A 24,649-nucleotide genomic window follows, 5' to 3' on the forward strand; every position below is an offset into this window, starting at 1 on the left:
ACATGAACGACATGAACAGCGTGAACAACGACATCCGCCACATCAGAACGCCGGGATCACCGAGCCCTGGTACTTGGTCAGGATGAACTTGCGCACCTCGTCCGACTGGTACGCCTTGATCAGCGGTGCCACCCACGGCGCGGCCTTGTCACGCTCGCGCACGGCGATCACGTTTACGTACGGGTTGTGCTCCTTCTTCTCCACCGCAATGCCATCGCGTGTGGCGATCAGCCCAGCCTGGTAGGCAAAGGTGTTGACCACGGCGGCGGCATCCACGTCCGGCAGCGAGCGCGCCAGCACCACCGAGGCGCTTTCCACCAGGTCCAGCTTCTTCGGGTTGGCGGTGATATCGCCCAGCGTGGCCGTGCCGGTGTATGGGTCGAAACCCTCGCGCAGCTTGATCAGGCCATGATCGCGCAGGATCACCAGCGCCCGGGTCTGGTTGCTCGGATCATTGGGAATGCCCAGCCGCGCGCCCTGCGGCAGCGACTCCAGCGACTTGTATTTGCGCGAGTAAAAGGCGATCGGCGAGATCAGCGTATCCGCCACCGCCACGATCTTGTAGCCGCGCTGGTTGATCTGGTCACGCAGGAACGGCTTGTGCTGGAACGCGTTGGCGTCGAGATCGCCATTGTTCAGCGCCTCGTTGGGGCTGGCGGTGCCGGTAATCACGATCGGCTCCACGTTGAGGCCCTGCTTCCTGGCCACCTTGGTCACCACTTCCCATATCTCTTCGTCCACGCCGCCGCGCACGCCGACCTTGATGGGCTTGTCGGCGGCCAGCGCCGGGGCCGAGCCGATGGCGAGCGCCGTCGTGGCGGCGAGGACCGTGGAGAAAATTGCACGCAGGTTCATAAGCCGTTCACCTTGAAGACGTTGCTGGCATTGATTGAGCTGGCGAGATGCCAGGCAACCAGTCTAGGTAAGCGACGGCATGCCGGTCCAAGAATAAAACCGCAGTAGCAAATCCGGAAAACCTGCCAGCATGGCAGCCGTGGCGACCGGAAGTCAAAGCGTGCGCGCGCCGTACGCATATCCATGCGCCGAATTGTTCCTTCCGCACGCCGGGCCGGCTGCGTACAGTGACGTGTTTCCGTACGCCGCGCGAGCTGCACGGCTCGCGCGGCCATCACCCGAAGGCTTCTCCATGGCTTCCTCCCCGGGGCACGCGCCCGCCTCCCCCATCCACAGCGAAGTCGATTTCGGCGCGCCGGGCAAGCACACCGGCTACCTGCGCCTGCCGCACTCCGCGCATCGCTCCGCCTATGGCTGGCTGCCCATCCCGATCGCCTCGGTACGCAACGGCGAAGGCCCCGCCGTGCTGGTGATGGCAGGCAACCACGGCGACGAATACGAAGGCCAGATCCTGGTCTCGCGGCTGATCCGCGCGCTCACGCCGGAGATGGTGCAGGGCCAGGTGATCCTGCTGCCGATGGCCAACTATCCGGCCGCGCAAGCGGGCCTGCGCGCATCGCCGCTGGACGGCGGCAATCTCAACCGCAGCTTTCCTGGCGATGCGCGCGGCACGCCGACGCAAGTCATCGCCGACTATATCGAGCGTTCGCTGCTCACGCGCGTGAGCCTGGCTATCGACCTGCACTCCGGCGGCAGTTCACTGCAATACCACGGCGCCACCTTGTTTGCCCAGGCTGCGCAAGACGCTGCCGCCAAGGCGCGACTGCTCGACGCGGTGCATGCCTTCGGCCTGCCGCACACCTTCATCAATGAGGTTCCCAACCCGGTCGGCTTGCTGGCGGCGGCGCGCCGCCAGGGCGTGCTGGCACTACTGACCGAACTCGGCGGCGCGGGCATGGTGGATGCCGTGGCCCTGCAAGATGCGTGGCAAGGCCTGCTGCATCTGCTCGGGCACCTTGGCGTTGTGCGCGGCCCGCTGGTGCCTGCCGCGGCGCCGCACACCACCCGCCTGCTGCGCGTGGACCGGGAGCGCCATTATGTTTACGCGCGGGAAGACGGCATCTTCGAGCCACTGGTGCAGCTTGGCGATCGCGTGGTCGCCGGCCAGCCTGCGGCGCTGCTGCATACGCCGCACAGCCTCGCGCGCGAGCCGGCGATCGCCCGCTTCCCGGCAAGCGGGCAGGTGATCTGCAAGCGCGTGCCCGCGCTCACGCAGCGCGGCGATTGCCTGTTCCAGCTGGCCGACGATTGACAAGCGCTTGCTCCGCACAAGGCGCGCATGCCGGCATCACGCCGTCGCTCTACACCTCACCAGTATGCATTCCCATGTCCAGGCTATCTGACTCACCACGCCGCACCCTCCTTGCGCTAGTGCTCACCACCCTGCTCGGCAGCGCCGCCGCCCACGCCGACCCCACGCTGGATCGCATCCACCAGCGCAATAAAGTCAGCATCGGCGTCATCGTCAACGGCACGGGCGGCTTCGGCTCGATCGATCCGGCCAGCGGCGAGATGATCGGCTTCAACCCGGATCTGGCCAGGCAGATCGCCAGGGACCTGGGCGTGCAAGCCGAACTGGTACCCGTGCTGCCAGCCAACCGCGTACAGTTCCTGCAGCAAGGCAAGGTGGACCTGCTGGTTGCCAGCATGCTGCTCACGCCAGAGCGTGCCACGCAGATGGATTACGCACCCACGCCGTACTATCGCAACGGCGGCACCGCGGTCTTTCTCAAGCGCAGCGGCATCAGGCGCTGGGAGGATCTGCGCGGCAAGCCGGTCTGCCTTTCGCAGGGCAGCAGCTATGCCAAGCCGCTGAGCGCGCAATACGGCGCCGAGCTCAAAGGCTTCAAAGGCATGTCCGAATCGCTGCTGGCGCTGCGCGGCGGCGCCTCATGCGTGGCAGCCGTGCATGAGAGCGTGACACTGAACACGCTGGTGGCGCGCGATCCGGAATGGCGCGACTACGCGGTGCTGCCCGACGAGGTCGATCCCGCCCCGCAGGTGGCCTGGGTGCGCAAGGGCGAGAAAGACACGGCGGCGGCGGTGGACCGCATCATCCAAGACCTGCACCGCTCCGGCCGGCTGATCGAACTGGAGAGCAAGGCTGATCTGCTGCCGCGCTCGCCGCTGCTGGCGCAATTGCACCGCAAGTTCAGCGGCAAGCCTTAGAGGCCGTTTCAAAGAGATTCTGGCGTCGTTGCGCGGCCTTGGCCGTACCGCTTGTACTGTCTGCGCCCGCGCGCCTTGCCAGAACCGCTTCGCTTCATGTTGAAACAGCCACTTTGGCAACGATCTACTTCAGGTATTTCCATACGCCATTCTGGATCTGGACCAGCACCGCGGCCCGCTTGTCGTAGCCAACATGGTCGGTCCGGGACATCGTCGTCACGCCTTGGGTCGTCACGACGCCGCTGGTGCTCTCCAGCGCGTCGCGCAGCGCAATGCGGAACGCCTCGGTGCCCGGTTTGCCCTTGCCAAGGGCGGCGGGAATCGCCGCGCGCAGCACCAGGCCCGCATCCCAGACATTAGCCGAGAAAATCGAGGCTGAGTTAGGGCCGTACGCAGCCTCGTAGCGCTTGACGAAATCCTGCGCCACGGGTCGCATCGGGCTGCCTGGTTCAAGCTGGTCCGCGACCAGCACCGGCCCAACCGCGAAGATTGCGCCCTCCGCATCCTTTCCGGCAACGCGCAGGAAGTCCCGGTTGGCAATGCCGTAGGTCTGGTAGACGCTTCCTTTGTACCCGCGCTCGGTGAGCGTTTTCTGCGGCAGGGCGCCGGGTGTGCCGGATGCGGCGACAAGGACGGCGTCCGGCTTCGCGGCGATGATCTTCAGTGTCTGCGCAACGACGCTGGTGTCCGTGCGGACATAGCGCTCCGTCGCCACAAGCTTGATGCCGGCCTTGTCCGCCAGCGGCTGGAGTGCGGACAGCCACGCGTCGCCATAGGCATCCGAGAAGCCCATGAATGCCAGCGTCTTCGTCCCGGCCTGTTGCATATGGTCAAGCGTGGCGCCGATCATCAGGTTCTCATTCTGGATCGCCTTGAATGCCCACCGTCGTTTCTCGTCCTGCGGCTCGACGATCCTGGCGCTGGCGGCCAGGCTGATCAACGCCACCTTGGTCTCGGCGGCAACGTCGACCAGCGCAATGGTCGACGGCGTAACCGAGGAGCCCATCACCACATCCACCTTGTGCTCATCCACCAGGCGGCGAAAGTTACGCACGCTGACGCTCGGATCCGAGGTGTCATCGAGGAGGATGAAGTTCAGCTTCTGCCCGGCGACCTCCTTTGGCAGAAGGTCGATCGCGCGCTTTGCCGGCATGCCGAGCGACGCCGCCGGACCGGTCAGCGACAGGGTGACGCCGACGTTGATATCGGCACGCGCGGGGGTTGCTGCCAGGCCGGCCATGGCGAGCACGGCAGCCAGTACTGAGCGAGTGGGATGGAACATGGTCTTGTCTCCTTGGATGATCGCGGCCATCTGGGTGGCGCGTGTTGTGGTGCTTTTTCCAGGCGGCGGGGCTGCGCGGCGTGCTCAGATATCCAGTTCCAGCTCGGGAGTCAGCGCCCGGGAAACGCAGATCATGATGGCGGTGTTGGCCTCGCGCTCTGCGTCGCTCAGCACGTAGTCCCTGTGGTCCGCGTTGCCGGACAGCAGGGGCACCTCGCAACTGCGGCACAGCCCCTCGCGGCAGGAAAACGGCAACGGCAAACCGTTGTGCTCAAGCGTTTCGAGAATGGTGGAACCGGCGGGCACGGTGAAACGGCCGCCGTGCCGGTGCAGGACAACCGTGAAAGCCTCGTCGGCATCGGCATCGGCGCTGGCCTGCTGCGGAGCCGCGCTGAAGCGCTCGAAGTGCGTGGCAGCGCGTGGCACACCTGCCGCCTCCGCCTTGGCAGCCACCGCATCCATCAGTGGCGAAGGCCCACAGCAATACACGTGACCGCCCTCGTGCAGCCCGCCAAGAAAAGAGGCAAGGTCCGCCAGCGCACCCTGGCTCTCGTCATCGACATGCAGTTGCACCCTTTCCCCGTAGCGCGACAACGTATCCAGGTAGGCCGCGCGCTGGCGCGAGCGCATGCAGTAGAGCAGTTTCCACGGCCGGCCGTTGGCCTCGCACCAACGGATCATGCTGAGAATCGGCGTAATGCCGATGCCGCCGGCGATGAACAGATGCGCCGAGGCAGCCGCGTCGATGCCGAAGAGCGAACGCGGCGCGCTCACGGCGAGCGCGTCGCCCTCCTTGAGTCCTTCGTGGACATACTGCGAGCCCCCGCGCGACGACGGCGCGAGCCCCACGCCAAGGCAGTAGCGGTCGGTTTCCGCGGAGTCGTTGCACAGCGAGTATTGCCTGACGATATTGCCGGGAAGGTGCACATCGATGTGCGCGCCCGCGGTGAACGCCGGCAAGGCGCCGCCGCAGGGGCGCCGCAGCTCGATGCCGAGTATGCCCTCGGCCTCCGCGGTCACCCTGGATACGATCAGTTCGAGCATGCCGGGCTACCTCTGCGCGGACGCCGCCGCTTCCTCTTCGAGCTTCTGGTTCACCGCCCAACGGAATTGCGAAAGCGCGGCGTCGATGGAAAACGGCATCATCTTGAAGCTGGGCTCAAGCTCAAGGCTTCGCTGCTGCGCCGAGATGATCTCGCGGTCTTCGTCGAACGCGGTGACCACGCTTTGGTGAATCGACGCGGTGACTTCCGGCTTGTCGATGGCAAAGTTGTGCGGATGGGCGAAGAAGTAGTGCGTGGAGTTTTCCGTCTCGGGGGTGATGGCCTGGCAGCCACGGAATTCGGCGGCATCGACGCGCATGCCCGCCGGCGCGCCCGTGCCGGTGGGAGACATGCCGGAATCCATTAACAGGATGGCGGGGATCGTGAAGTTGTAGATGTTCCAGCGATCGACCTTCCCCGGATAATCCTTGACGGCCTTGGCGAAGGCGGGCGCTTCGGTATTGATGGCCCAGCGCGTGATCCGCACGCCGCCATCGATACGCTCCACCTTGGGCCGCACCGCGGCATAGTCCTCGCTGCCGCCCAGGGTGGTGGGGTGAACGAACGGCAGGTGCGAGAAGTCCAGCAGGTTGTCGCAGATCAGCAGGTAATTCACGTCGTAGTGGATGTAGCCGTCCAGGCTGCGCCATTCCGGATGGTCCAGCCACTGCGTATCCGGGATCAGCGATGGATCGGAATTGTCCGGGTCTCCCATCCAGATCCACACCCAGCGGTGTTGCTCGACGATGGGGAACTTGCGCACCTTGGCCTGCGGCGGAATGCGCTCCTGCGCGGGCGCCTCGATGCATCTACCCGCGCTGTCGAACTTCAGGCCGTGATACATGCAGCGGATGCAATCGCCTTCCCTGCGCCCGACCGACAGCGGCGCGCCACGATGGCAACAGCGATCCTCCAGCGCGACGATGCTGCCGTCTTCCTTGCGGTACATCACGACAGGCACGCCGATGATGGTGCGGGAGAACATGCCTTCGCCAGGGATTTCCTTATCCCAGCCGGCTACATACCAGGTGTTTTTGATGAACATGCGGGGTTCCTTGGAGCGTTCACTTTGCGCCCGGCGCGCAGATTCAGGGCGCACGTTGCCATGCACGCATTGCTTGCAAGCGATGCGTGTCGCGGGCGTTAAAAAAAAGCGGGGAGTCAGGATGGCGGCAATGCGCCTTGCAGGCCGGGACGCAGGTGGCGTCGCGTGCGAGCGTGGGGTGTCATGTCTTGTCTCCAGTGCGGCGACCCATCTCCGGGGTCCTTGACTGCAGAATAGATTTGGAGGAAACATGCGTCAACGTCATCCACCTAATAGCGAGAATGTACGCCATGCATGCAGATGAGCTGGACCTCAACCTCCTTACGGTGTTCGATGCGATGCTGCGCGAGCGCAGCGTGACCAAGGCCGCGCAAGAGCTGGCCCTGACGCAAAGCGCGATGAGCCACGCGTTGAACCGGCTGCGCGCCTTCTTCGACGACCAGTTGCTCGTCAAGACACCAGCAGGCATGATGCCCACGCACAAGGCGCAGGAGCTGACCGAGGCCATTGTGGGCGTGATGGCCACTGTGCGGCAGCAAGTTCTATCGCAGTCCCGCTTCGATCCGCTCGCGGCACGGCGCACGTTCAACCTGTGCATGACCGACATGGGCGAGCTGGTCTTCCTGCCGCCGCTGATCAGCAGGCTGCGCCGCGAGGCACCGCACTGCAAGCTGCGCACGTTGCAGGTTCCACTACAGCAGATCGAGGGCATGCTCGGCACGGGCGAGGCCGACCTGGCTCTGGGATCGATTCGCGCCGCGCCGGAAGGCTTGTTCCAGCAGCGCTTGTTCATGCACTCGTTCGTGACCATCGTGAGCGCGCGCAACCAGGAGGTTGGCGACGCCCTGACGCTCGAGCAGTTCCAGCGCATGCCGCAGATTGTGGTCACGCTGTCCGGGCGCGCCAGCGCGGCGTATGACAGCGCGTTTGACGACCATGGCATCCAGCGCAATATCTACCTGTCGACGCCGCACTTCCTGGTAGTGCCGCTGCTGATGGAGCAGCAGCCGGACCTGATCGCCACGGTACCGCTGGAGCTCGCCAACGTCTTTGCCCGCTACGGCACGGTGCGCGTGATGCAGCCGCCGGTGGCACTGCCGGAATTCGCCATCAAGCAGCATTGGCATCCGCGTTTCCACCATGACCCGGCAATCATCTGGCTGCGCGAGCTGGTGAAGCGGACCTTCGAACACTATCCACGGGTCGACGATGGCGAGGATGAGGCGGCGGCGGCGGCGCCTGCGCCGCAACCCAAGCGGCCCCGGCGCGTGGCAAAAGGAAAGTAAGCGGCGGCTATCCGTTCGCGGCGGCTGCCTCTACCGGCTCCATCGGCTCCATCGGCTCCATCGGCTCCATCGCGCCGAACCGCCACGACAATCGCCGCGCCGCCTGCAACAGGGTCCCGGCCGTTGCGCTATCCGTACCGCTGTCGAAGCTGCCCGATGTGCCAATCAGGGCGATGACGAGCGCAATGCTGCCGGTGTGGTCGAACACGGCCGCCGCAAGAGTGTCGATGCCGGGCACGGGCCGGCTCAGCGCATTGTCGATCCGCTGCGCGCGGATTTGCGCCAGCCGGGCCGCGTACGCTGGCGCAAGCGCTTCGCCCGCGCCGCCGTCCGCTTCGACGACTTCCGATTTCCGTACACCTGCGAGCCGCAGCGCGTCCTGGCCCAGCAGGCCAATCAGCACAGGCTCCGGCAGGTGCGCCGCGAACAGCCGGCCGATCGCCGTATTGACCAGCGACAGCACAGTGCCGACCCGCAGGCTGACGTGCTGCGGCCGCGCGGCTTCCTCCAGGCGGACCACGGTCGGCCCCAGCGGGCCAAGCACTGCCATTGCCACGCTCAGGCTGGTCGCGCCCGCCAGTTCGATCACTTCCGGCTCGGCCTCGCGGGTTGGCGAGAGCCGCTGCAAGGCGATCAGCCCGAGTTCAAGGCCCAGCGAGCCGGACAGGAAATTGCCCGCCGCGTCGCGCGCCAGCAAGCCGATCTTCTGCAGGCTGACCAGATGCGGGAACGCTTTAGCGGGCGGCATGCCGGCCGCGCGTGCAAGGTCGCGCAAGGGCAGCGGCCGCCCGGCCGCGACCAGCGCGGCAAGCAACTGGCCGGTGTTGTCCAGCGACTGGATGCCGCGTTGCGGCTTGGCGGCTTCGCCCAGGATGTCGTCGATTGGCATGGGGGCGGGTGTCATTCGGCTTCGGTAGTGGCGGCGATCGCGTCACGGATGGCGGCGGCGGTGTCTAGCAATGCGACAGCCACGGGGCCGCGCCAGCCCACATCGATGGCGCCGGTCGATCCCACCACGGTCAGCGCCAGGCGCAGCCGCCCGCTGGCGTCCAGCACCGGCACGCACAGACTGCTGACGGCGGGGCTTGGCGCGTCGATGCTGCGCTCGATGCCGCGCTCGCGGATGGCGGCAAGATCCGCAGCGAACGCGGTGGCGTCCACGGCAGGCGTGTCGCCCGCGTGCTGTTGCGCCCAGATCGCCTGCCACTGGCCGGGCGGGAGAAACGCGCAGAACACGCGGCCGGTCGCCGTTGCCGACAGCGACATCACCGTGCCAACGTGCAGGTTCACGTGCAAGGGCGAGCCCGCGTGCGCATAGCGCACGATGGTGGGGCCCTGCGGGCCGTCGGCGCAGATCGCCACACTGAACCCGCACGAGCCAGCCAGCGCGGCCACCAGCGGCACCGCCGCCCGGTAGGCCGGATCGTGATCCAGATACAGCATGCCGAGCTGCAGCGCCAGCGGGCCTGGCTCGTAGCGCCCGGACAGGTGGTCGCGCTTGATCAGGCCAAGCCGCACCAGGCTGACCAGGTAAGTGTGTGCTTGCGCGGGCGCAATCTGCGCGCTGGCCGCAAGCTCGGCCAGGGCCATCGGCGCACGGACATCGGCCAGCGCGCGCAGGAAGCGGCCGCCGACTTCCACGCTCTGGATGCCGCGCTGCGCCTTCTCCTCGCCGCCGGCGTCCGCCATATGGTCCTCGGATCGCGCTGATCGTGCTGATCGTGCTGGTCGTGGCATTCGGCCCCCGCTTGAAAACCCAGATAGTAATCGACCCGACGCCATCCACCTGGCGAGACCAAGGGTTTCCCCTCGGATTTCTGCGTCTTGCTTGTGCCTTACCCGCCTCGCCACGCAAGTTAGTCAAAAACAATACGATTTGTTATTGACTAATTTCACTGAGATTCCTAAGATGGCCTTACCCCGATACCGGTGCAGCTATAGAGTGAATACGGGGCGAGACAGTCCCCGCTATGCAGTGATCCGCTCCGGCGCCTGCTGTCTCGTCTTTTCCCCACGCAAGACAAAGAGATGAGGCAAGCATGAGCAAGGCATTCGCATCCCAGGCCGACCTGGAAGCCAAGAAAGTCACCTTCACCCAGCTCTCCGAGAACGCGTACGCGTACACCGCCGAGGGCGACCCCAACTCCGGCGTGATCATTGGCGACGACGGCGTGCTGATCGTCGACACCACCGCCACGCCCGCCATGGCGCAAGACCTGATCGCCAGGATCCGCTCGGTGACGGACAAGCCCATCAAGTACGTCGTGCTCTCGCACTACCACGCGGTGCGCGTGCTGGGTGCTTCGGCCTATTTCGCCGAAGGCGCGCAGCAGATCATCGCCAGCCGCGGCACCTACGAGATGATCGTGGAGCGCGGCGAGGCCGACATGAAGTCGGAGATCGAACGCTTCCCGCGCCTGTTCGCCGGCGTGGAAACCGTGCCGGGCCTGACCTGGCCGACGCTGGTGTTCGAGAAAGAAATCACCCTGTACCTCGGCAAGCTCGAAGTGCGCATCGCCCATCTGGGCTCGGGCCACACCAAGGGCGATACCGTGGTCTGGCTGCCGTCGCAGAAGGTGCTGTTCTCCGGCGACCTGGTGGAGTACGACGCGGCCTGCTACTGCGGCGACGCGCAACTCGAGCAATGGCCCGCCACGCTCGACGCCCTGCAGGCGCTGGGCGCCGAGAAGCTCGTCCCCGGCCGCGGCCCGGCCCTGACCAATCCGCAAGAGGTCAAGAAGGGCATCGAGTACACCAAGGATTTCGTCACCACGCTGTTCCAGGCTGGCAAGCAAGCCGTGGTGGACCGCCTGGACCTGAAGAGCGCGATGGCCCATACGCGCAAATCGATGGACCCGAAATTCGGCCACGTCTTCATTTACGAGCACTGCCTGCCGTTCGACGTGTCGCGCGCCTTCGATGAGGCCAGCGGCATCCAGCATCCGCGCATCTGGACCGCGCAGCGCGACAAGGAAATGTGGGCCGCGCTGCAAAACTGAAGGCCAATCGCCGCATAGATGGAATGGCCGTACAGAGTGGATGGAGACACAAGCATGAGCAACGATTACCAGAACCAGTCATTTGAGTACCAGCCCTGCCCCGAGCAAAGGCAGGCGCAAGCAGGCAAGCCGCACCCGGTGATCGTCGTCGGCGCCGGGCCCGTCGGCCTGGCCACCGCGATCGACCTGGCCCAGCACGGCGTGCCGGTCGTGCTGGTGGACGATGACTGCACGCTGTCGAGCGGATCCCGCGCGATCTGCTTTGCCAAGCGCACGCTGGATGTCTTCGACCGGCTCGGCTGCGGCGAACCCATGGTGGACAAGGGCGTGCGCTGGCACGTCGGCAAGGTCTTCGTGCGCGACGAGCAGGTCTACACCTTCGACCTGCTGCCGGAGGCCGGCCATCAACGGCCGGCCTTCATCAACCTGCAGCAGTATTACGTCGAAGGCTTCCTGCTCGACCGCGCGCGCCAGTTGCCGAACCTGGAGATCCGCTGGAAGCATAAGGTGACGGGCATCGATCAGCGTCACGCCGGCACGCCGGACGCGACCGTGGTGCTGACCGTCGACACGCCGGACGGCCCCTATGCGCTCACCGGACGCTACGTGGTGGCGGCCGATGGCTCGCGCAGCCCGCTGCGCAACCTGCTGGGCCTGGACAGCAAGGGCCGCACGTTCAAGGATCGCTTCCTGATCGCTGACGTGAAGATGGAAGCCGAATTCCCCACGGAGCGCTGGTTCTGGTTCGACCCGCCTTTCCATCCGAACCAGTCGGTGCTGCTGCACCGCCAGCCCGACAATGTCTGGCGCATCGACTTCCAGCTCGGCTGGGACGCCGATCCCGTGCTGGAGAAAACGCCGGAGCGCGTGATTCCGCGCGTGCAGGCGCTGCTCGGGCCGGACGCGAAGTTCGAGCTGGAATGGGTCAGCGTCTATACCTTCTCCTGCCTGCGCATGGACAGCTTCCGCCATGGCAACGTGCTGTTTGCCGGCGACTCCGCGCATGGCGTCTCGCCATTCGGCGCGCGCGGCGCCAACAGCGGCGTGCAGGACGCGGAGAACCTTGCGTGGAAGCTGGCGTACGTGATCCAGGGCCGCGCGCCGGACAGCCTGCTCGACACCTACGCGAGCGAGCGCGAATACGCCGCCGACGAGAACATCCGCAACTCGACGCGCTCGACGGATTTCATCACGCCGAAGAGTGCGGTCAGCAAGGTGTTTCGCGATGCCGTGCTGGCACTTTCGAAGAAGCATGCGTTCGCCCGGCAGCTGGTGAATAGCGGGCGGCTGTCATTGCCATCGGTGCTGCGCGATTCGACGCTCAATACGCCTGACACCGGCGACTTTGCCGGCACCATGGAGCCGGGCACGGCCTGCGTGGATGCACCGGTCCGCGGTACGCAAGGCCAAGGATGGCTGCTGGCGCAACTAGGCGGGCAATTCACCGCGTTGCTGTTCGGCACACCCGACGCCGACAGCCTGGCCGCCTTGCAACGGCTGCAGCAAGGCACGCTGCCGCTCAGGCTGGTTGTGGTCAGTGCGGATGCACCGTCCGCAGCATCGCCCGGCATATCGGTGTGGCATGACGCCGAGGGACTCGCGGCACAGCGCTACGACGCGCGGCCCGGCACGCTGTACCTGATCCGCCCCGACCAGCATGTCTGCGCGCGCTGGCGGCAGGTCGACATCGCCGCCGTCCAGCAGGCCATGTCACGCGCGACCGGTAACGCGCAGGGCACGCTAGCCCGCGCTCCGGCAGCGAAGGCGGCCGCCCCGATGCCCGCATGAATCCCACTGGGACATTCCGAGTCAGAGAGACAGCAATGGCACTCAACACCCAACCCAACCTGGCGCGCGCCGACGACTTCTACGAAGCCCTGATCGACATGCATCGCAATCTCGACGACGGCCAGAGCCAGGCGGCCAATGCGCAACTGATCCTGTTGCTCGCCAATCATATCGGCGACCACGACACGCTCGCCGCCGCCCTGCAGCTCGCGCGGCAGGGCGCGGGCGAGGAGATCAGCGCGCAAGCCTGATTGCAGCGGGCGCGGCCCGCTGCCCGCTTCCACTCATTGCCAATACGCGCCAGACGTCGGCATCCAGGGCCCAGCCGGGCCCGCGTTCCCGGAGACAATCCATGACCTATCCCTCTGCAGGGGCCATTGCGCCCCCGGCTTGTGCTGCCCGCGACGAAGACGCGCTCTATCGAAAGATCTGGCTGCGCATCATTCCTTTCCTCTTTGTCTGCTACGTCATCTCCTTCCTGGACCGCATCAATATCGGCTTTGCCCAGTTGCAGATGAAGCAGGACCTGGGCTTCAGCGATGCGATGTACGGGCTGGGCGCCGCAGTGTTCTACGTGGGCTACGTGCTGTGCGAGGTGCCTAGCAACATGCTGCTGGCCCGCTTTGGCGCCCGCAGCACCTTCACCCGCATCATGTTGCTGTGGGGCCTGGCATCGGTCGGCATGATGTGGGTGTCAACGCCCACGCACTTCTATACGCTGCGCTTCCTGCTGGGCGTGTTCGAAGCCGGCTTCTTCCCCGGCATCGTGCTCTACCTGACATACTGGTTCCCGGCGCGGCGGCGCGCGGCCGTGATGGCCATCTTCTTCGCGGGCGTTGCCGTGGCCGGCGTGCTGGGCGGGCTGGTGTCGGGCTGGATCATGCGCGACATGGCCGGCGTGCTCGGCCTCTATGGCTGGAAGTGGATGTTTGCCATCGAGGGTGCGCCCGCCATCGTGCTCGGGCTCGCCGCCTCGGTGTTCCTGGTCGATGGCCCGCAGCAGGCGCGCTGGCTCACTGACCCGGAGAAGGCATTGCTCGCCGCGCATAACGGGCCAGCCGGACAAGCCACGCGCGCGCACTCGTTTGGCGCGCTCATCGAGGCGTTGCGCAACCCGCGCATCTACCTCTTTGCCTTCATTTACTTCGCGCTGACCTGCGGCTCGCTGACGCTGAGTTTCTGGATGCCCCTGATGATCCGGGACTTCGGCATCACCGATGTGATGTCCATCAGTCTTTACTCCGTCATCCCGAACGCCGTCGGCGCCGTCGGCCTGATCCTGATTGCCCGCCACTCCGACCGGCACGGCGAGCGGCGTCGCCCTTTCGTAGCCTGCACGGTAGGCGGCGCGCTGGCACTGGCGCTGCTGACCCTGCACCTGCCCAGCTTCGCGGCGATGCTCGCGTTGCTGTGCGCCGCGTGCGTGCTGATCTTTGCCGCGCTACCGATCTTCTGGTCCTTGCCGCCAAGCCACCTGCCAGCCCACACCGCCGCCACCGGCATTGCCTTTATCAGCAGCATCGGCATTACCAGCGGCATCGTCAGCCCGTGGGTGATCGGGCAGATCAAGACGCACACAGGCAGCATGGACAACGCGCTGTACCTGCTCGCGGGGTTGCTGCTGGCCAGCGGCGTCGCCATGTGGGCGGGCGTGCCGAAGGCCGAGCCACGGCACTGATTGCCGGCCAGCGGCTGGCCAGCATTAGCCCGGGGGCCGGTTGGCCCCCGGGGCGCCCATCTTTTTGGGGTTTCGACTAAACTTGCCCCCCATCTTGTCGATATGAGGGGCGTACTGGCGCTTTCCTAAGCGCGCTCGCTTGGCGCGTGCGCGCCGGGCGGCCTCCAGGTAGTTCCAAGTCAACATCCAGAAAGGTCTTCCATGCACGCCGGTAGCTACAACAGTTTGCTTGTGCTGTTCTCACTGCTTGTGGCGATGCTGGCCTCCTACACTGCCCTGGACATGGCCGGGCGCATTGCCACCGCGCAAGGGCGCGCGGCCCACTGGTGGCTGGCGGGCGGCGCCTGCGCCATGGGCACCGGCATCTGGTCGATGCACTTCATCGCCATGCTGGCGTTCCACCTGCCGATTCCGCTGGGCTACGACCTGCCCATCACCGTAGCCTCGCTGCTGATCGCCATCGCGTCATCCGCGCTCGCGCTCTGGCTGGTGGGCCGGGAAACCTTGCCGTGGCGGCGCCTGGCAGGCGGCGCCTTGTTGATCGGCAGCGGCGTTGCCGGCATGCACTACACCGGCATGGCTGCACTGCGCATGGTGCCGGGCATCCACTACATCCCATCGTTGTTCGTCCTGTCCGTGGTCATTGCGGTCGCGGCATCGGGCACGGCGCTGTGGATCGCGTTCAACCTGCGGCGCGAGTCCGTCTGGGTGCGGCCCTTGCGGGCGGGCGCATCGGTGGTGATGGGCTTGGCCATCGCCGGGATGCACTACACCGGCATGGCGGCTGCGGAATTTCCGATCGGCGCCGTCTGCAGCGCGGCGCGCGACGGCATGGACACCGGCTGGCTGGCCGTGGTGATCATCATCGTCACGCTGGCCGTACTGGCGATTGCCCTGATCACCTCGGTGCTCGACATGCGCCTGGAAGCCCGCACCTCCATGCTGGCCATCTCGCTCGCCGAAGCCAACCAGGAGCTGACCTACCTGGCGCTGCACGACAACCTCACCAAGCTCCCCAACCGCGTGCTGCTGGAAGACCGGCTCGAGCAGGCCATCCAGGGGGCCACGCGGGAGAAGAGCCGCTTCGCCCTGATGTTCATGGACCTGGACGGCTTCAAGGCGGTCAACGACGCCTACGGCCATCCCATTGGTGATCAGTTGCTGGTGGAAGTCGCGCGGCGCATCGGCGCCAATGTCCGCTCGCAAGACACCATCGCACGGCTGGGCGGCGACGAGTTCGTGCTGCTGGCCAGCGTCAGCGAGCCGGCGGATGCCGCCACCCTTGCCGAGAAGGTGCTGAGCGCCATCCGCGAGCCCTTCCAGGTAGCCGGCCGCGAGTTGCGCGTCTCCACCAGCATCGGCATTGCCATGTACCCTGGCGATGGCGAACTCCAGCACGACTTGCTGACCAACGCCGACGCGGCGATGTATCACGCCAAAGCGCTGGGCCGCAACACCATCTGCTTCTTCGAAGCATCGATGAACGCCAACGTGCACGAGCAGCTTCAACTTGTGCAGGACATGCGCATGGCGCTGGAGCGCCGTGAGCTGATCCTGCAGTACCAGCCCAAGCTCACCGCCCCCAACGGCCCGATAGTCGGCGTGGAAGCCCTGGTGCGCTGGGTGCATCCCACGCGTGGCCTGATCGCCCCGGACCAGTTCATCCCCCTCGCGGAAAAAACCGGCCTGATCGTGCCGATCGGGGACTGGATCCTGGACGAAGCCTGCCGGCAGATGCGGGCGTGGCGCAACGAGGGCCGCCCCGAGTGGACCATGGCGGTCAATCTCTCGGCGCTGCAGTTCCGGCACGCCAGCCTGATCGCGACCGTGCGCGACACCCTGGCCCGGCATGCGCTGGAGCCGTGCTGCCTGACGCTGGAGGTCACCGAATCCACGGCCATGCGCGACGCGGACGCCAGCCTGCAGATCCTGCAGCAGCTCCACGACATGGGCGTGCGCATCTCGATCGACGACTTCGGCACCGGCTACTCGAGCCTGCTGTATCTCAAGCGGCTGCCTGCGAGCGAGCTGAAGATCGATCGCGGGTTCATCCGGGACCTGTCACGCGATACCGAGGATGCGGCGATTGTCTCGGCCATTGTGGCGCTGGGGCGCACGCTGAATTTGAATATCGTTGCGGAAGGGGTCGAAACGGCGAAGCAGCAGGAGTTCCTGACGCGGCTTGGATGCAATTCGCTGCAAGGATTCCTGCTCGGACGACCGATGTCCGCGGAGAACCTGATTGAATCGCTGTCCAACGACAGTCTGCTATCGGATGCCAGATGAAGAAGGCTCCATAGGGTCATTCAATGACGCGGGGTACCTCACGCCGCATTATGACTAGCCAAATACTTGACCAACCCCTCAATCCCCCCCTTAGCCACAATATCCGCAAACTGCTTGCGATAAACCTCAATCAGCCAAGCCCCGCTCATATTGATATCGTAAATCGACCACCCCGCCGCGCCCTTCTGCAGCCGATAATCGATCTGCACCACATCCCCGTTGTTCAGCACGCTGGTCTCCACCACCACATCCTTTCCCGCGGTCCGCGGCGCCTTGTAGCGAAACTTCAGCGTCTGCTCGCGCACTTGTGAAAGGGACAAGGCGTAGCTGCGCACCAGCAGTGTCTGGAATTGCTCGTAAAGCTGCTTCTGCTGCTCAGGTGTTGCACTGCGCCAGGCGCTGCCGACCGCAAGCCGGGTAGTGCGCTGGAAGTCGGTATAAGGCAGGAACTGCCGGCGCACCACGGCCGTGATCTTGTCCAGATCTCCGTTGCGGGTGTCGGGGTTGGCCTGGATGGTGGTGAGTACGCCTTCGACGGCGGCGCGGACCATGCGGTCCGGTGAGGAGCGGTCAACGCTCACGGCTGCGGGACTCTCGCCAGGTGTCGCTGCCGGCGCGGTGATAGGCAAGGATGCGCCAAGGACAAAGGCAAAGCCGGCGGAAACCGTGAGCACGGCGGCGTTGCATCCCGTACGGGCAAAGCGAAGGCGCAAACGGCGAGGCATCGCAATGATCCTCCACGAACAAGATGCGCTCGCCCGGGGCCCGGGGTACCCGCATCTCTTGCCTAATGCTAGTGCTTTGCCGCCAAAAATAAAATGACGAAAACGACAGTGGCCGGCACGCACCGCGCACCGGCCAACAGGCAATTACTGCGTCAGCGCCTTGAAACCCTGCAGCAAGCGCTCGATGTCATCCATCTGGATATTGCCCATCGTGGAAATGCGGAACAACTCGGCCGACAGCCCGCCCTGCCCCGCATAGATGACAAACCCGCGTTCCTTCAGGCCGTCGTGCAGCTGGGGATACGACAAACCGGCCGGCAAGCGGTAGGCCCGCAGCACCACCGAAGACTGGTCCGACGGCCACAGGGCCGGCATGCCCAGGGCCTCAAGCCCGGCACGCGCGCGTTCCGCAAGGGCCGCATAGCGCGCATGGCGGGCGCGCCAGCCACCCTCGTCTGCCAGTTCGCGCAGCGCTTCCACCAGTGCGTAATAGGCATGCACCGACGGCGTGAACGGTGTATTGCGCTGGTCCTGCAAGCGCGCGAGCCGTCCCAGGTCCAGGTAGTACGTCCGGCTGGCGGCTTGCTCCAGCGCGCTGCGCCGCACAATGACGAACGATGCGCCCGGCACGCCATGCAGGCACTTGTTGGCCGTGGCCGCCACCGCGGCAATGCTGCCGCCGAAATCGATCGCCTCGGCGCCGAAGCTGCTCACGCCATCCACCAGCAGGCGCACATCCCGCGCGCGGCACAGTGCGTCCAGTGCCTGGAGATCATTCAGGCGGCCGGTGGTGGTTTCATGATGGATCACCGCCACGTGCGTGATCGCGCGGTCGGCGTCGAGCGCGGCGGCAATGCGGGCAAGATCGGGCGCCTGCATCCAGTCGTGCGCAACGACCTCATGGGCGATGCGGTACTGCGTGGCGATCTGCGTGATGCGCTCGCCGTACACGCCGTTCTGGACGATCAGCAGCTTGCCTTGCTCGGGCACCAGCGCGGCGATCATGCTCTCAACGGCCGCCGTGCCGGAGCCGGTCATCAGGACCGCGGCCCACTCGGCGGGATCCAGTTCGTAGATGTCCAGCAGGCGTGCGCGGGCTTCGTCCTGCAGGTCGAAGAACTCGCTTTCGCGGTGGCACAGGTCGGGCTGCAGCAAGCTTTGGCGAACACGTTCCGACAGGGTAACGGGGCCCGGATTGAGTAGCAGCATTTACTTCCCTCCTTGGTCGGCACCGATGTGTCGCGCCAGGCGCGTCTTCACATCGACCGGGGTAATGGTCGGGCGCGGCAAGCCATCCGGCGTGCCGGCGCTGATCGTCAGCGCGACAAAGCGCGGGCCGGCGGCGCTCGCAGGCGCGGCCGTGAGCGTCTGGTCGAGCAGGTCGAGCTGGTCGCCTTCGGCCGCCGACGCATAGCCGCAGGCGGACGCCACGCCAGCAAACGAGACATGATGCGAGACGGTCGCCTGTCCGCCGGTGGAGTCATGGGCGCCGTTGTCGAGCAGCACATGCGTGAGGTTGCCCGGGCCATAGGCGCCGAGCGTGGCGAACACGCCCATGCGCATGAGCGCCGCGCCGTCGCCGTCCACGGCGACCACGTTGAGGTCCGGACGCGCGAGCGCAAGGCCCAGCGCGAAGGGCGTGAGGCAGCCCATCGAACCCACCATGTAGAGCTGGTTGGCGCGGTCGTCGAGCGCATACAGCTCACGCCCGCAGAAGCCGGTCGATGCCAGCACCACGGTATTGTCCATCGGCGTATGCGCGATCACGCGTTGCAGCGCGTCGCGGCGCGTAGGCAGGCCATCGCGCGAAGCACCCTGCCCCCCCGACTGCGGCGTGCACTTCGGGCGCGGGATGGGCCGCTCCTGCTGCTTGAGCGCATACGGCGCGACGCTGCCCTTTTGCATCACCAGCGCGTACGGACGGCCGGTGGCATCCATATGCGCCACCGCGCGATCCAGCGCCGGGCCAACCTCGGCCGGGTCGGTCGGAAAGGTTTCCCACGGGATTTCCATGGTGTCGAGCATCGCCGGGGTGACCGGGCCCATCAGCGCGTGCTGCGGTTCGTCAGCCACGCCCGGCTGCCCGCGCCAGGTCACGATCAGCAACTGCGGCAGGCGAAACGTCCACGTGAGCGAGGTCAACGGGCTGACCGCATTGCCCAGGCCGGAGTTCTGCATCATGGTGACGCCACGGCGGCCACCCTGCGCGCCAAGCGTCACGCCGGCGATCAGCGCCACCGCATCGCCTTCGTTTGCCGCTGACACGTAGTGCAGCGACGGATCCTGCATCACGTAGTTGATGAACGGCGTGAGATACGAGCAGGGCACCCCGGCATACCAGTCGAAGCCGCGCACGCGCGCGGCCTCGACAAACTGTGCCGCTTCGATCATCGGGCTTCCTCTGCGTCCGTGCCGCCGACCGCGAACGGGGTCTGCGTATGCGCGAAATCGCCCGCGCGGCGGAAGTCGTCGAGGTCGTTCACGCCGCGCCAGTGGCCATGCACATACTTCACTTCGATCTCTTCGCCGGCTTCTACCAGCGCGTTGAGCAGCGCGGGCATGTCCAGCGTGTTGAAGTCGTCGCGCTTGCGCAGTTCGGCCACCAGCTTCTGCAGGCGCACGCGGCCCTCGCCGCGCACGTTCAGCAGGCCGATCCAGCGGCCGTGCGGCGCCTGGGCCTGGGCGGCGCCCGGCTCCTGGCCCTTGCTCGACACATGGCGCAGCAGGATCTTCTGGCCGAACAGGTCGCGGTCATCGGGCGCGGAGCAATAGGCGAAATCGCGCACGCTCTGGTTCGACTCCGTGGTCAGCGACGAGTCCACCACCACGCTGAACAGCGCGTCGCTCTCCAGCAGGTCGCGCAGGATATAGCTGCGGAACAGCAGGTCGCCATAGGCGATCACGGCATCCGTCTGCAAGCCGTCGACGGCGCATGCCAGCGAGGCCAGCTCGCCGGTCTGGGCGTACTGCTCGTTGACCACCAGCTTGATGCCGGCCGTGTCGATGGCCTTGGCCTGGTAGCCGCCCACCACGGTGATGTCGTTGATCGACTGCTTCTTGAACGCGTCCACCAGCCAGCGCAGCAGCGGCTTGCCGGCCACGGGCAGCATGACCTTGGGACGGTCCTCGGTGAGGGGCTCCAGGCCGGTGCCGCGGCCAGCCGCCAGCACCACCGCCGCGCCCGGCGCTTGCGAGCCGGACAGGTAGATCTTCTCGGCGGTCGAGTATTCGTCGGCGTCCTGCAGGCGGAAGATCTCGTTGACGGTGGCGATGCGGTCTTCCACGTTGACCAGCGTCTCGCTGTCGTGGATTTCCTTGGCCACGGCCTGCATCGAGGATGCCGCCACGCGGATCAGGTGGTTGGCCCAGATCACCACGCTGATGCCGGCCTTGCGGAAGGCTTCGGTCGGGGTGCTGTAGTACTTGGTCGGCACGATCACCAGCGGGCCTCGGCCCGCCCACTCGCGCGCGAACTGCAGGATCTCGTCCGGGCGCGACAGCTTGCTGTGGATCAGGATGGCGTCGGCGCCGGCCTGGCGATAGGCCTCGGCGCGGCGCAGGGCTTCGTCCATGCCCCAGCCTGCGATCAGGGCTTCCACGCGGGCGACGATGGAGAAGTTGTCGTCCGACTGCGAATCCTTGCCGGCCTTGATCTTGCCGCAGAACTCATCGATCTCGGCCAGCGGCTGGCGCTCGCCGTCGATGAAGCTGTTGGTCTTGGGAAACTGCTTGTCCTCGATGCACACGCCGGCAATGCCGCGCTGCTCGAGCTTGCGCACCAGGCGGCGCACATTGTTGAAGTTGCCGTAGCCGGTGTCGCCGTCCAGCAGGATCGGCAGGTCGCTGGCGTCGGCCATGAACTCCAGCGTGTCGACCACCTGGGTCCAGCTGGCTTCGTTGTTGTCGCGCACGCCGTACTGGGCGGAGATCGCCAGGCCCGAACCCCAGATGGCCTTGAAACCGGCCTCGCGCACGATGCGCGCGGACAGCCCGTTATGGGCTTCCATCATGAATTCCAGCTCGTTGCCGACAATCATCTGGCGCAGCCGGGCGCTGCGCGAGGCAGTCGAGAAAATCGGGTCAATCGCGTTCACTGTGCTACTCCCACAATCGGCTGAAGTTCGGGCAGGACTTCGTCGCGCGCGCGCGCCACGTCGTTCGGGAAATCGATCTCGATCCACGGTGCGCCGCTCACATCGGCGACATCGAATACGTGGCCGCCTTCGAGCAGCAGGTCGCGCACCGCTTCTTCGTGCGGCATGTTCGAGCGGCCGCTGTCGACATAGCCCTGGACGATCTGCGCCAGGCGGCGCGCGGTTTGCTCTTGAAAGCGGAAGAAACCGACCGACTCGCCAATGGTGTCGTACTCCAGGCCAACCGCGAGCTGCTTGCGCAGCTCCACCGGCACACCGTCCTTCAGGCACAGCTTGACGGGTTCGTCGCCGGCTTCGAAATCGCGGTCGATCAAGAGGCGGTTGGTGGTGGTGCCCGCCACCAGCGCGCTGAGGATGCGCTCGTCGTAGAGCACGTCCGCATCCATCAGCAGCACGTCGCCACCGCGCGTGAGCGCATCGGCCACCGTGTGCACGGTCAGCACGCTGCCCAGGTCGTAACGCGGGTTCAGCACGATCTCCGGATAGGGGTCGCGCCCCAGCCGCACCAGTTCGGCCTCGACGTGTTCCGGCTGAAAGCCCAGCGCCAGCACGATCTCGTCCACCCCGGCCGCGTCGAGCATGCGCAGATGCCGCTCCAGCAGGGTGATGCCCTCAAAACGCAGCAGGCATTTGGGGAATTGCGCCCCGGGTTGTTGCTGAAGTCGCAGGCCTAGGCCCGCGGCAAGGATGATTGCTCGCATTCGTTCTCCGCACCCATGCAAATTGCCATCGATCAATCGGCGGCCTGCTGCACACCTGCTGCACGCCGCCGTTGGAATTTTCGTTCACTCAAATGTAAATACAGCAGCCCCGGCGCGCCGAGCCCGATCTCGCGGGCGCGCTTTGCCAGGGACAGTGCCAGCGCCGCATCGGGCGGCAGGCCGACGATGGGCGCCAGCAGCAGGTAGCCGCCTTCCTGCGCGCCCAGCGAGCCGGGAATGGCAAACGCCGCGCCACGGATAGCCTGCCCCACGCTCTCCAGCAGCAAGGCGTCGAGCCAGCTGACGGGATGCCCGAGGAAATGCAGGGCCAGCCAGACCTCGCCCGTGCCGACCAGCCAGCCCACCAGGCTCAGCGCGAAGGTGGACGCCACCTTGCGGCGGTCGCGGTACATGCCTTGCACGGCCGCGTCCACGGCATCGGCGCGCATGGTCAACCCCGACCAGTCGCGCTTGCCGAATACCTTCGACAGCAGGCGCAGCACCCGGCCGAACAGGCCACGCTTCTGCACCACGTAGAAGCCCGCTATGCACAGCGCAAGCACGGCGGTAGCGACCAGGGTCGGCGTGCGCAGGTCCGCAAGCGCGTCGTGGCCGCCATACAGGCCAAACAGCGCCAGGCCGATAAAGGCGAACACCATCTGCGCCAGCGCCTGCATGGTGGTGCTCACCGTGATGGCCGCGGCGGCGTCGCGCATGCGCGTGCCGCGCTGCGCCAGGTAGCGCACCATCAGGACCGGGCCGCCGATCTGCCCCGCCGGCAGCAGGCTGTTGACGGACTCGCCGGCCCAGCGCGCCAGCAGCGCGTCGCGCATGGTGCCGTGGCCGGCCCGGCGGTCGAACAACACGTAGATGGCGCCGGCGTCCAGCACCAGCGGCAGCAGGTGGAACGCGGCGACCAGCACCAGGCCCCAGCCGGCCGACATGAACGTCGACGCGACTGAGCCGAATCCCTGCCAGGCGAGCAGCGCGACAAAGAGCGCCGCGCCGATCGACAGGAAAAGCATGGCAGCACGGGTCATGGGCGGGGCTTCTGGCCCGGCACCAGTCTCTTGAACACTTGCCGGAAGCCGAAATAGGCGACCGCATCCTTCATATTGGAGATGAAGCGCAGCCACGGACGCATGCCCGGATCGGTCACGTATTCGAACGTCAGCGACACGCGCATTTCGTTGGCGCCGGCCGGCGTGATGCGGTGGCGCAGCTTGTCGCCATCGAAGAACACCAGCCCGCCGGGCGTGGTCTGCACCGAGCCGGGCTCATCGGGCACTTGCGCGTCGCGCGTGTGCAGTTCGTAGTCCAGGCGGCATGACGATTCCTCGATCACGCCCAGCAGCAGCGTGTAGCGGCGGCCGTCGTAATAAGAGGTGTCGTAGTGCCAGCCAATGTGGTCACCCTGGCGCGTGTAGTAATACAGCGCGTAGGCATGGGGATCGGAGTCGGGGGAGAGCAGCAGCTTCTCGCCGCACATCTGCTCCAGCCAGCCGATCAGCGCCTTCGACCGGTACAGCTCGGCGATAAACGGCGCGAGCTCGTCGATGGTGTGCCGGCTGACGCTGCCGCCCTGCTTGTGGCCGGGCAGGTAATTGCGGTTGATCTGCGGCACCAGCGCGCGGGCGCTGGCCACCAGTTGCGCGGTGACTTCCGGCGCCAGGAAATCCTCCAGGTGCAGGAAAGCGCCCTGGCGCACGAAATCGGCGCGCAGCTGCTTGCTGTCGAGCCGGGCGGTGCGCTCGGCCACGCAGGCATCGGGGTTGGGCAGCATGGCGCCGGGGGCGGGTTCCGCGGCCGGCCTTTGGCGGGAGGGAACTGAAGCGGGGGACGGGTCGTCCAGCGTGATGTCGTTGGCTTGCTCGCTCATCGGGTTTCTCAGATCTCCGTCGAAGCCGTGGCCGGCAGGGGCCGCCGCATCACACGCCAGTAATCGATGATGACCCAGGCCGCGAACAGGGGAGCGCCGATCGACGCCGCCATCAGGAAGGGCGCGATGCCGCTGGTCAGCGTAACGAGCGGAAGCAGGTAAAGCACGTCTTCTGTCTCGAAACCGCCGGCAGAGGCTTGCTTCGTCCCGCTTTTCCCCACACGCGACTCGATCCGCATGCGCAGGAAGAAGATCAGCGCCACCGCCACGCCTGCCAGCGTGCCTTGCAGCACCGGCGACATCGTATCTGCCGCGGCCTGCCCGGAAATGGCTGCGCCCATGCCCACGAAGAGCAGGACGGTAATCAGCGCATCGCTCGCCAGGTCATAAAAATGGCCTATCTTGCTCGATTTACCGCTAATTCTCGCCAACTCTCCGTCAGTGTGGTCAACGAAGTTGGACACCACGATCAGGAGCGCACCGGCGTTGGTCCACGCGAAACCGCCCTGCATCAGGCACGCTACCCCGGCAAGGCCGATCACGAGCCGCAGGGTGGTCAAGTGGTTCGGAGTGATCCAGGAGTCCTTGAGCGGGCGGACAAGCGCGCGCGCCAGACGGGCGTCCCAGGTACGCGGAGCGGGAGGCTCGCCACGAGAATTCTTTGGATTTTTGTTCATCTGGAAAAAGGTCCACCGGCAG

Annotated in this window: 22 protein-coding genes; 8 read left to right on the top strand and 14 right to left on the bottom strand. The window is 66.0% G+C overall.

Annotation, left to right across the window (positions count from 1 at the left end; translation table 11 throughout):
- Positions 1-42 precede the first annotated feature (42 nt).
- Positions 43-855 (bottom strand): MetQ/NlpA family ABC transporter substrate-binding protein, encoded by an 813-nt coding sequence (locus AC1RQK_RS07085; RefSeq protein WP_492808214.1) that lies wholly within the window; start codon positions 853-855, stop codon positions 43-45.
- 292 nt (positions 856-1,147) lie between these two features.
- Here AC1RQK_RS07085 and AC1RQK_RS07090 point away from each other — a divergent pair, with 292 nt between their 5' ends.
- Both AC1RQK_RS07090 and AC1RQK_RS07095 read left to right on the top strand, forming a co-directional pair.
- Positions 1,148-2,167: a succinylglutamate desuccinylase/aspartoacylase family protein gene (locus tag AC1RQK_RS07090; protein WP_492370467.1), complete on the top strand. Its 1,020-nt coding sequence runs from the start codon at positions 1,148-1,150 to the stop codon at positions 2,165-2,167.
- A gap of 74 nt (positions 2,168-2,241) precedes the next feature.
- Complete coding sequence (locus tag AC1RQK_RS07095) at positions 2,242-3,084, top strand: transporter substrate-binding domain-containing protein (protein ID WP_492808216.1); 843 nt, start codon at positions 2,242-2,244, stop codon at positions 3,082-3,084.
- A gap of 124 nt (positions 3,085-3,208) precedes the next feature.
- Here AC1RQK_RS07095 and AC1RQK_RS07100 read toward each other — a convergent pair whose 3' ends face one another.
- The 3 genes from AC1RQK_RS07100 to AC1RQK_RS07110 form a co-directional block, all read right to left on the bottom strand.
- Complete coding sequence (locus tag AC1RQK_RS07100) at positions 3,209-4,366, bottom strand: ABC transporter substrate-binding protein (protein WP_492808217.1); 1,158 nt, start codon at positions 4,364-4,366, stop codon at positions 3,209-3,211.
- A gap of 84 nt (positions 4,367-4,450) precedes the next feature.
- Positions 4,451-5,410: a PDR/VanB family oxidoreductase gene (locus AC1RQK_RS07105; RefSeq protein WP_492370470.1), complete on the bottom strand. Its 960-nt coding sequence runs from the start codon at positions 5,408-5,410 to the stop codon at positions 4,451-4,453.
- A 6-nt stretch (positions 5,411-5,416) separates the two neighbouring features.
- The gene (locus AC1RQK_RS07110) at positions 5,417-6,454 is read right to left on the bottom strand and encodes an aromatic ring-hydroxylating dioxygenase subunit alpha (protein WP_492808219.1); all 1,038 of its coding nucleotides are present in this window, start codon (positions 6,452-6,454) and stop codon (positions 5,417-5,419) included.
- A gap of 290 nt (positions 6,455-6,744) precedes the next feature.
- Between AC1RQK_RS07110 and AC1RQK_RS07115 the strand changes: the two genes are divergently transcribed.
- On the top strand, positions 6,745-7,740 hold the full coding sequence (locus tag AC1RQK_RS07115) for a LysR family transcriptional regulator (RefSeq protein ID WP_492808221.1): 996 nt from the start codon (positions 6,745-6,747) through the stop codon (positions 7,738-7,740).
- 7 nt (positions 7,741-7,747) lie between these two features.
- Here AC1RQK_RS07115 and AC1RQK_RS07120 read toward each other — a convergent pair whose 3' ends face one another.
- Both AC1RQK_RS07120 and AC1RQK_RS07125 read right to left on the bottom strand, forming a co-directional pair.
- A complete protein-coding gene (locus AC1RQK_RS07120) occupies positions 7,748-8,629 on the bottom strand; it encodes an IclR family transcriptional regulator (protein WP_492808223.1) in 882 nt (293 codons plus the stop codon).
- Positions 8,630-8,640: 11 nt separating this feature from the next.
- Positions 8,641-9,429 (bottom strand): IclR family transcriptional regulator, encoded by a 789-nt coding sequence (locus tag AC1RQK_RS07125; protein WP_492808225.1) that lies wholly within the window; start codon positions 9,427-9,429, stop codon positions 8,641-8,643.
- A 350-nt stretch (positions 9,430-9,779) separates the two neighbouring features.
- Between AC1RQK_RS07125 and AC1RQK_RS07130 the strand changes: the two genes are divergently transcribed.
- From AC1RQK_RS07130 to AC1RQK_RS07150, 5 genes are all read left to right on the top strand, one after another.
- Entirely contained in the window at positions 9,780-10,739 is a 960-nt protein-coding gene (locus tag AC1RQK_RS07130; protein ID WP_492370475.1) for an MBL fold metallo-hydrolase, read from the top strand.
- Positions 10,740-10,793: 54 nt separating this feature from the next.
- Positions 10,794-12,527 carry an FAD-dependent oxidoreductase gene (locus AC1RQK_RS07135; protein ID WP_492808227.1) on the top strand — a complete coding sequence of 578 codons (1,734 nt, stop codon included), beginning with the start codon at positions 10,794-10,796 and terminating at the stop codon, positions 12,525-12,527.
- Positions 12,528-12,562: 35 nt separating this feature from the next.
- Positions 12,563-12,778 carry a DUF2783 domain-containing protein gene (locus tag AC1RQK_RS07140; RefSeq protein ID WP_492370477.1) on the top strand — a complete coding sequence of 72 codons (216 nt, stop codon included), beginning with the start codon at positions 12,563-12,565 and terminating at the stop codon, positions 12,776-12,778.
- A 101-nt stretch (positions 12,779-12,879) separates the two neighbouring features.
- A complete protein-coding gene (locus AC1RQK_RS07145) occupies positions 12,880-14,205 on the top strand; it encodes an MFS transporter (RefSeq protein WP_492808229.1) in 1,326 nt (441 codons plus the stop codon).
- A 201-nt stretch (positions 14,206-14,406) separates the two neighbouring features.
- Positions 14,407-16,491: a putative bifunctional diguanylate cyclase/phosphodiesterase gene (locus tag AC1RQK_RS07150; protein ID WP_492808231.1), complete on the top strand. Its 2,085-nt coding sequence runs from the start codon at positions 14,407-14,409 to the stop codon at positions 16,489-16,491.
- A 38-nt stretch (positions 16,492-16,529) separates the two neighbouring features.
- On the opposite strand, the gene AC1RQK_RS07155 is transcribed toward AC1RQK_RS07150, so the two are convergent.
- The 8 genes from AC1RQK_RS07155 to AC1RQK_RS07190 all read right to left on the bottom strand — a co-directional run bounded on the left by AC1RQK_RS07155 (position 16,530) and on the right by AC1RQK_RS07190 (position 24,627).
- Positions 16,530-17,042: an MlaC/ttg2D family ABC transporter substrate-binding protein gene (locus tag AC1RQK_RS07155; protein ID WP_492370595.1), complete on the bottom strand. Its 513-nt coding sequence runs from the start codon at positions 17,040-17,042 to the stop codon at positions 16,530-16,532.
- Positions 17,043-17,360: 318 nt separating this feature from the next.
- Positions 17,361-18,425 carry a 2-aminoethylphosphonate aminotransferase gene (locus tag AC1RQK_RS07160; RefSeq protein ID WP_459374330.1) on the bottom strand — a complete coding sequence of 355 codons (1,065 nt, stop codon included), beginning with the start codon at positions 18,423-18,425 and terminating at the stop codon, positions 17,361-17,363.
- Positions 18,426-19,607: a phosphonopyruvate decarboxylase gene (gene aepY, locus AC1RQK_RS07165; RefSeq protein WP_492808233.1), complete on the bottom strand. Its 1,182-nt coding sequence runs from the start codon at positions 19,605-19,607 to the stop codon at positions 18,426-18,428.
- The gene (gene aepX, locus AC1RQK_RS07170; protein WP_492808415.1) at positions 19,604-21,253 is read right to left on the bottom strand and encodes a phosphoenolpyruvate mutase; all 1,650 of its coding nucleotides are present in this window, start codon (positions 21,251-21,253) and stop codon (positions 19,604-19,606) included. Before aepX ends, aepY begins: the two co-directional genes overlap by 4 nt.
- Positions 21,254-21,306: 53 nt before the next feature.
- Entirely contained in the window at positions 21,307-22,071 is a 765-nt protein-coding gene (locus AC1RQK_RS07175) for a phosphocholine cytidylyltransferase family protein (RefSeq protein ID WP_492370482.1), read from the bottom strand.
- A 32-nt stretch (positions 22,072-22,103) separates the two neighbouring features.
- Positions 22,104-23,111 (bottom strand): HpnL family protein, encoded by a 1,008-nt coding sequence (locus AC1RQK_RS07180; RefSeq protein WP_492370483.1) that lies wholly within the window; start codon positions 23,109-23,111, stop codon positions 22,104-22,106.
- Positions 23,108-23,950 carry a HalD/BesD family halogenase gene (locus AC1RQK_RS07185; protein WP_492370484.1) on the bottom strand — a complete coding sequence of 281 codons (843 nt, stop codon included), beginning with the start codon at positions 23,948-23,950 and terminating at the stop codon, positions 23,108-23,110. Before AC1RQK_RS07185 ends, AC1RQK_RS07180 begins: the two co-directional genes overlap by 4 nt.
- A gap of 8 nt (positions 23,951-23,958) precedes the next feature.
- Positions 23,959-24,627 carry a CDP-alcohol phosphatidyltransferase family protein gene (locus AC1RQK_RS07190; RefSeq protein WP_492808235.1) on the bottom strand — a complete coding sequence of 223 codons (669 nt, stop codon included), beginning with the start codon at positions 24,625-24,627 and terminating at the stop codon, positions 23,959-23,961.
- Positions 24,628-24,649 lie beyond the last annotated feature (22 nt).

The sequence above is a fragment of the Cupriavidus sp. GW822-FHT02D05 genome (genome assembly GCF_058802485.1).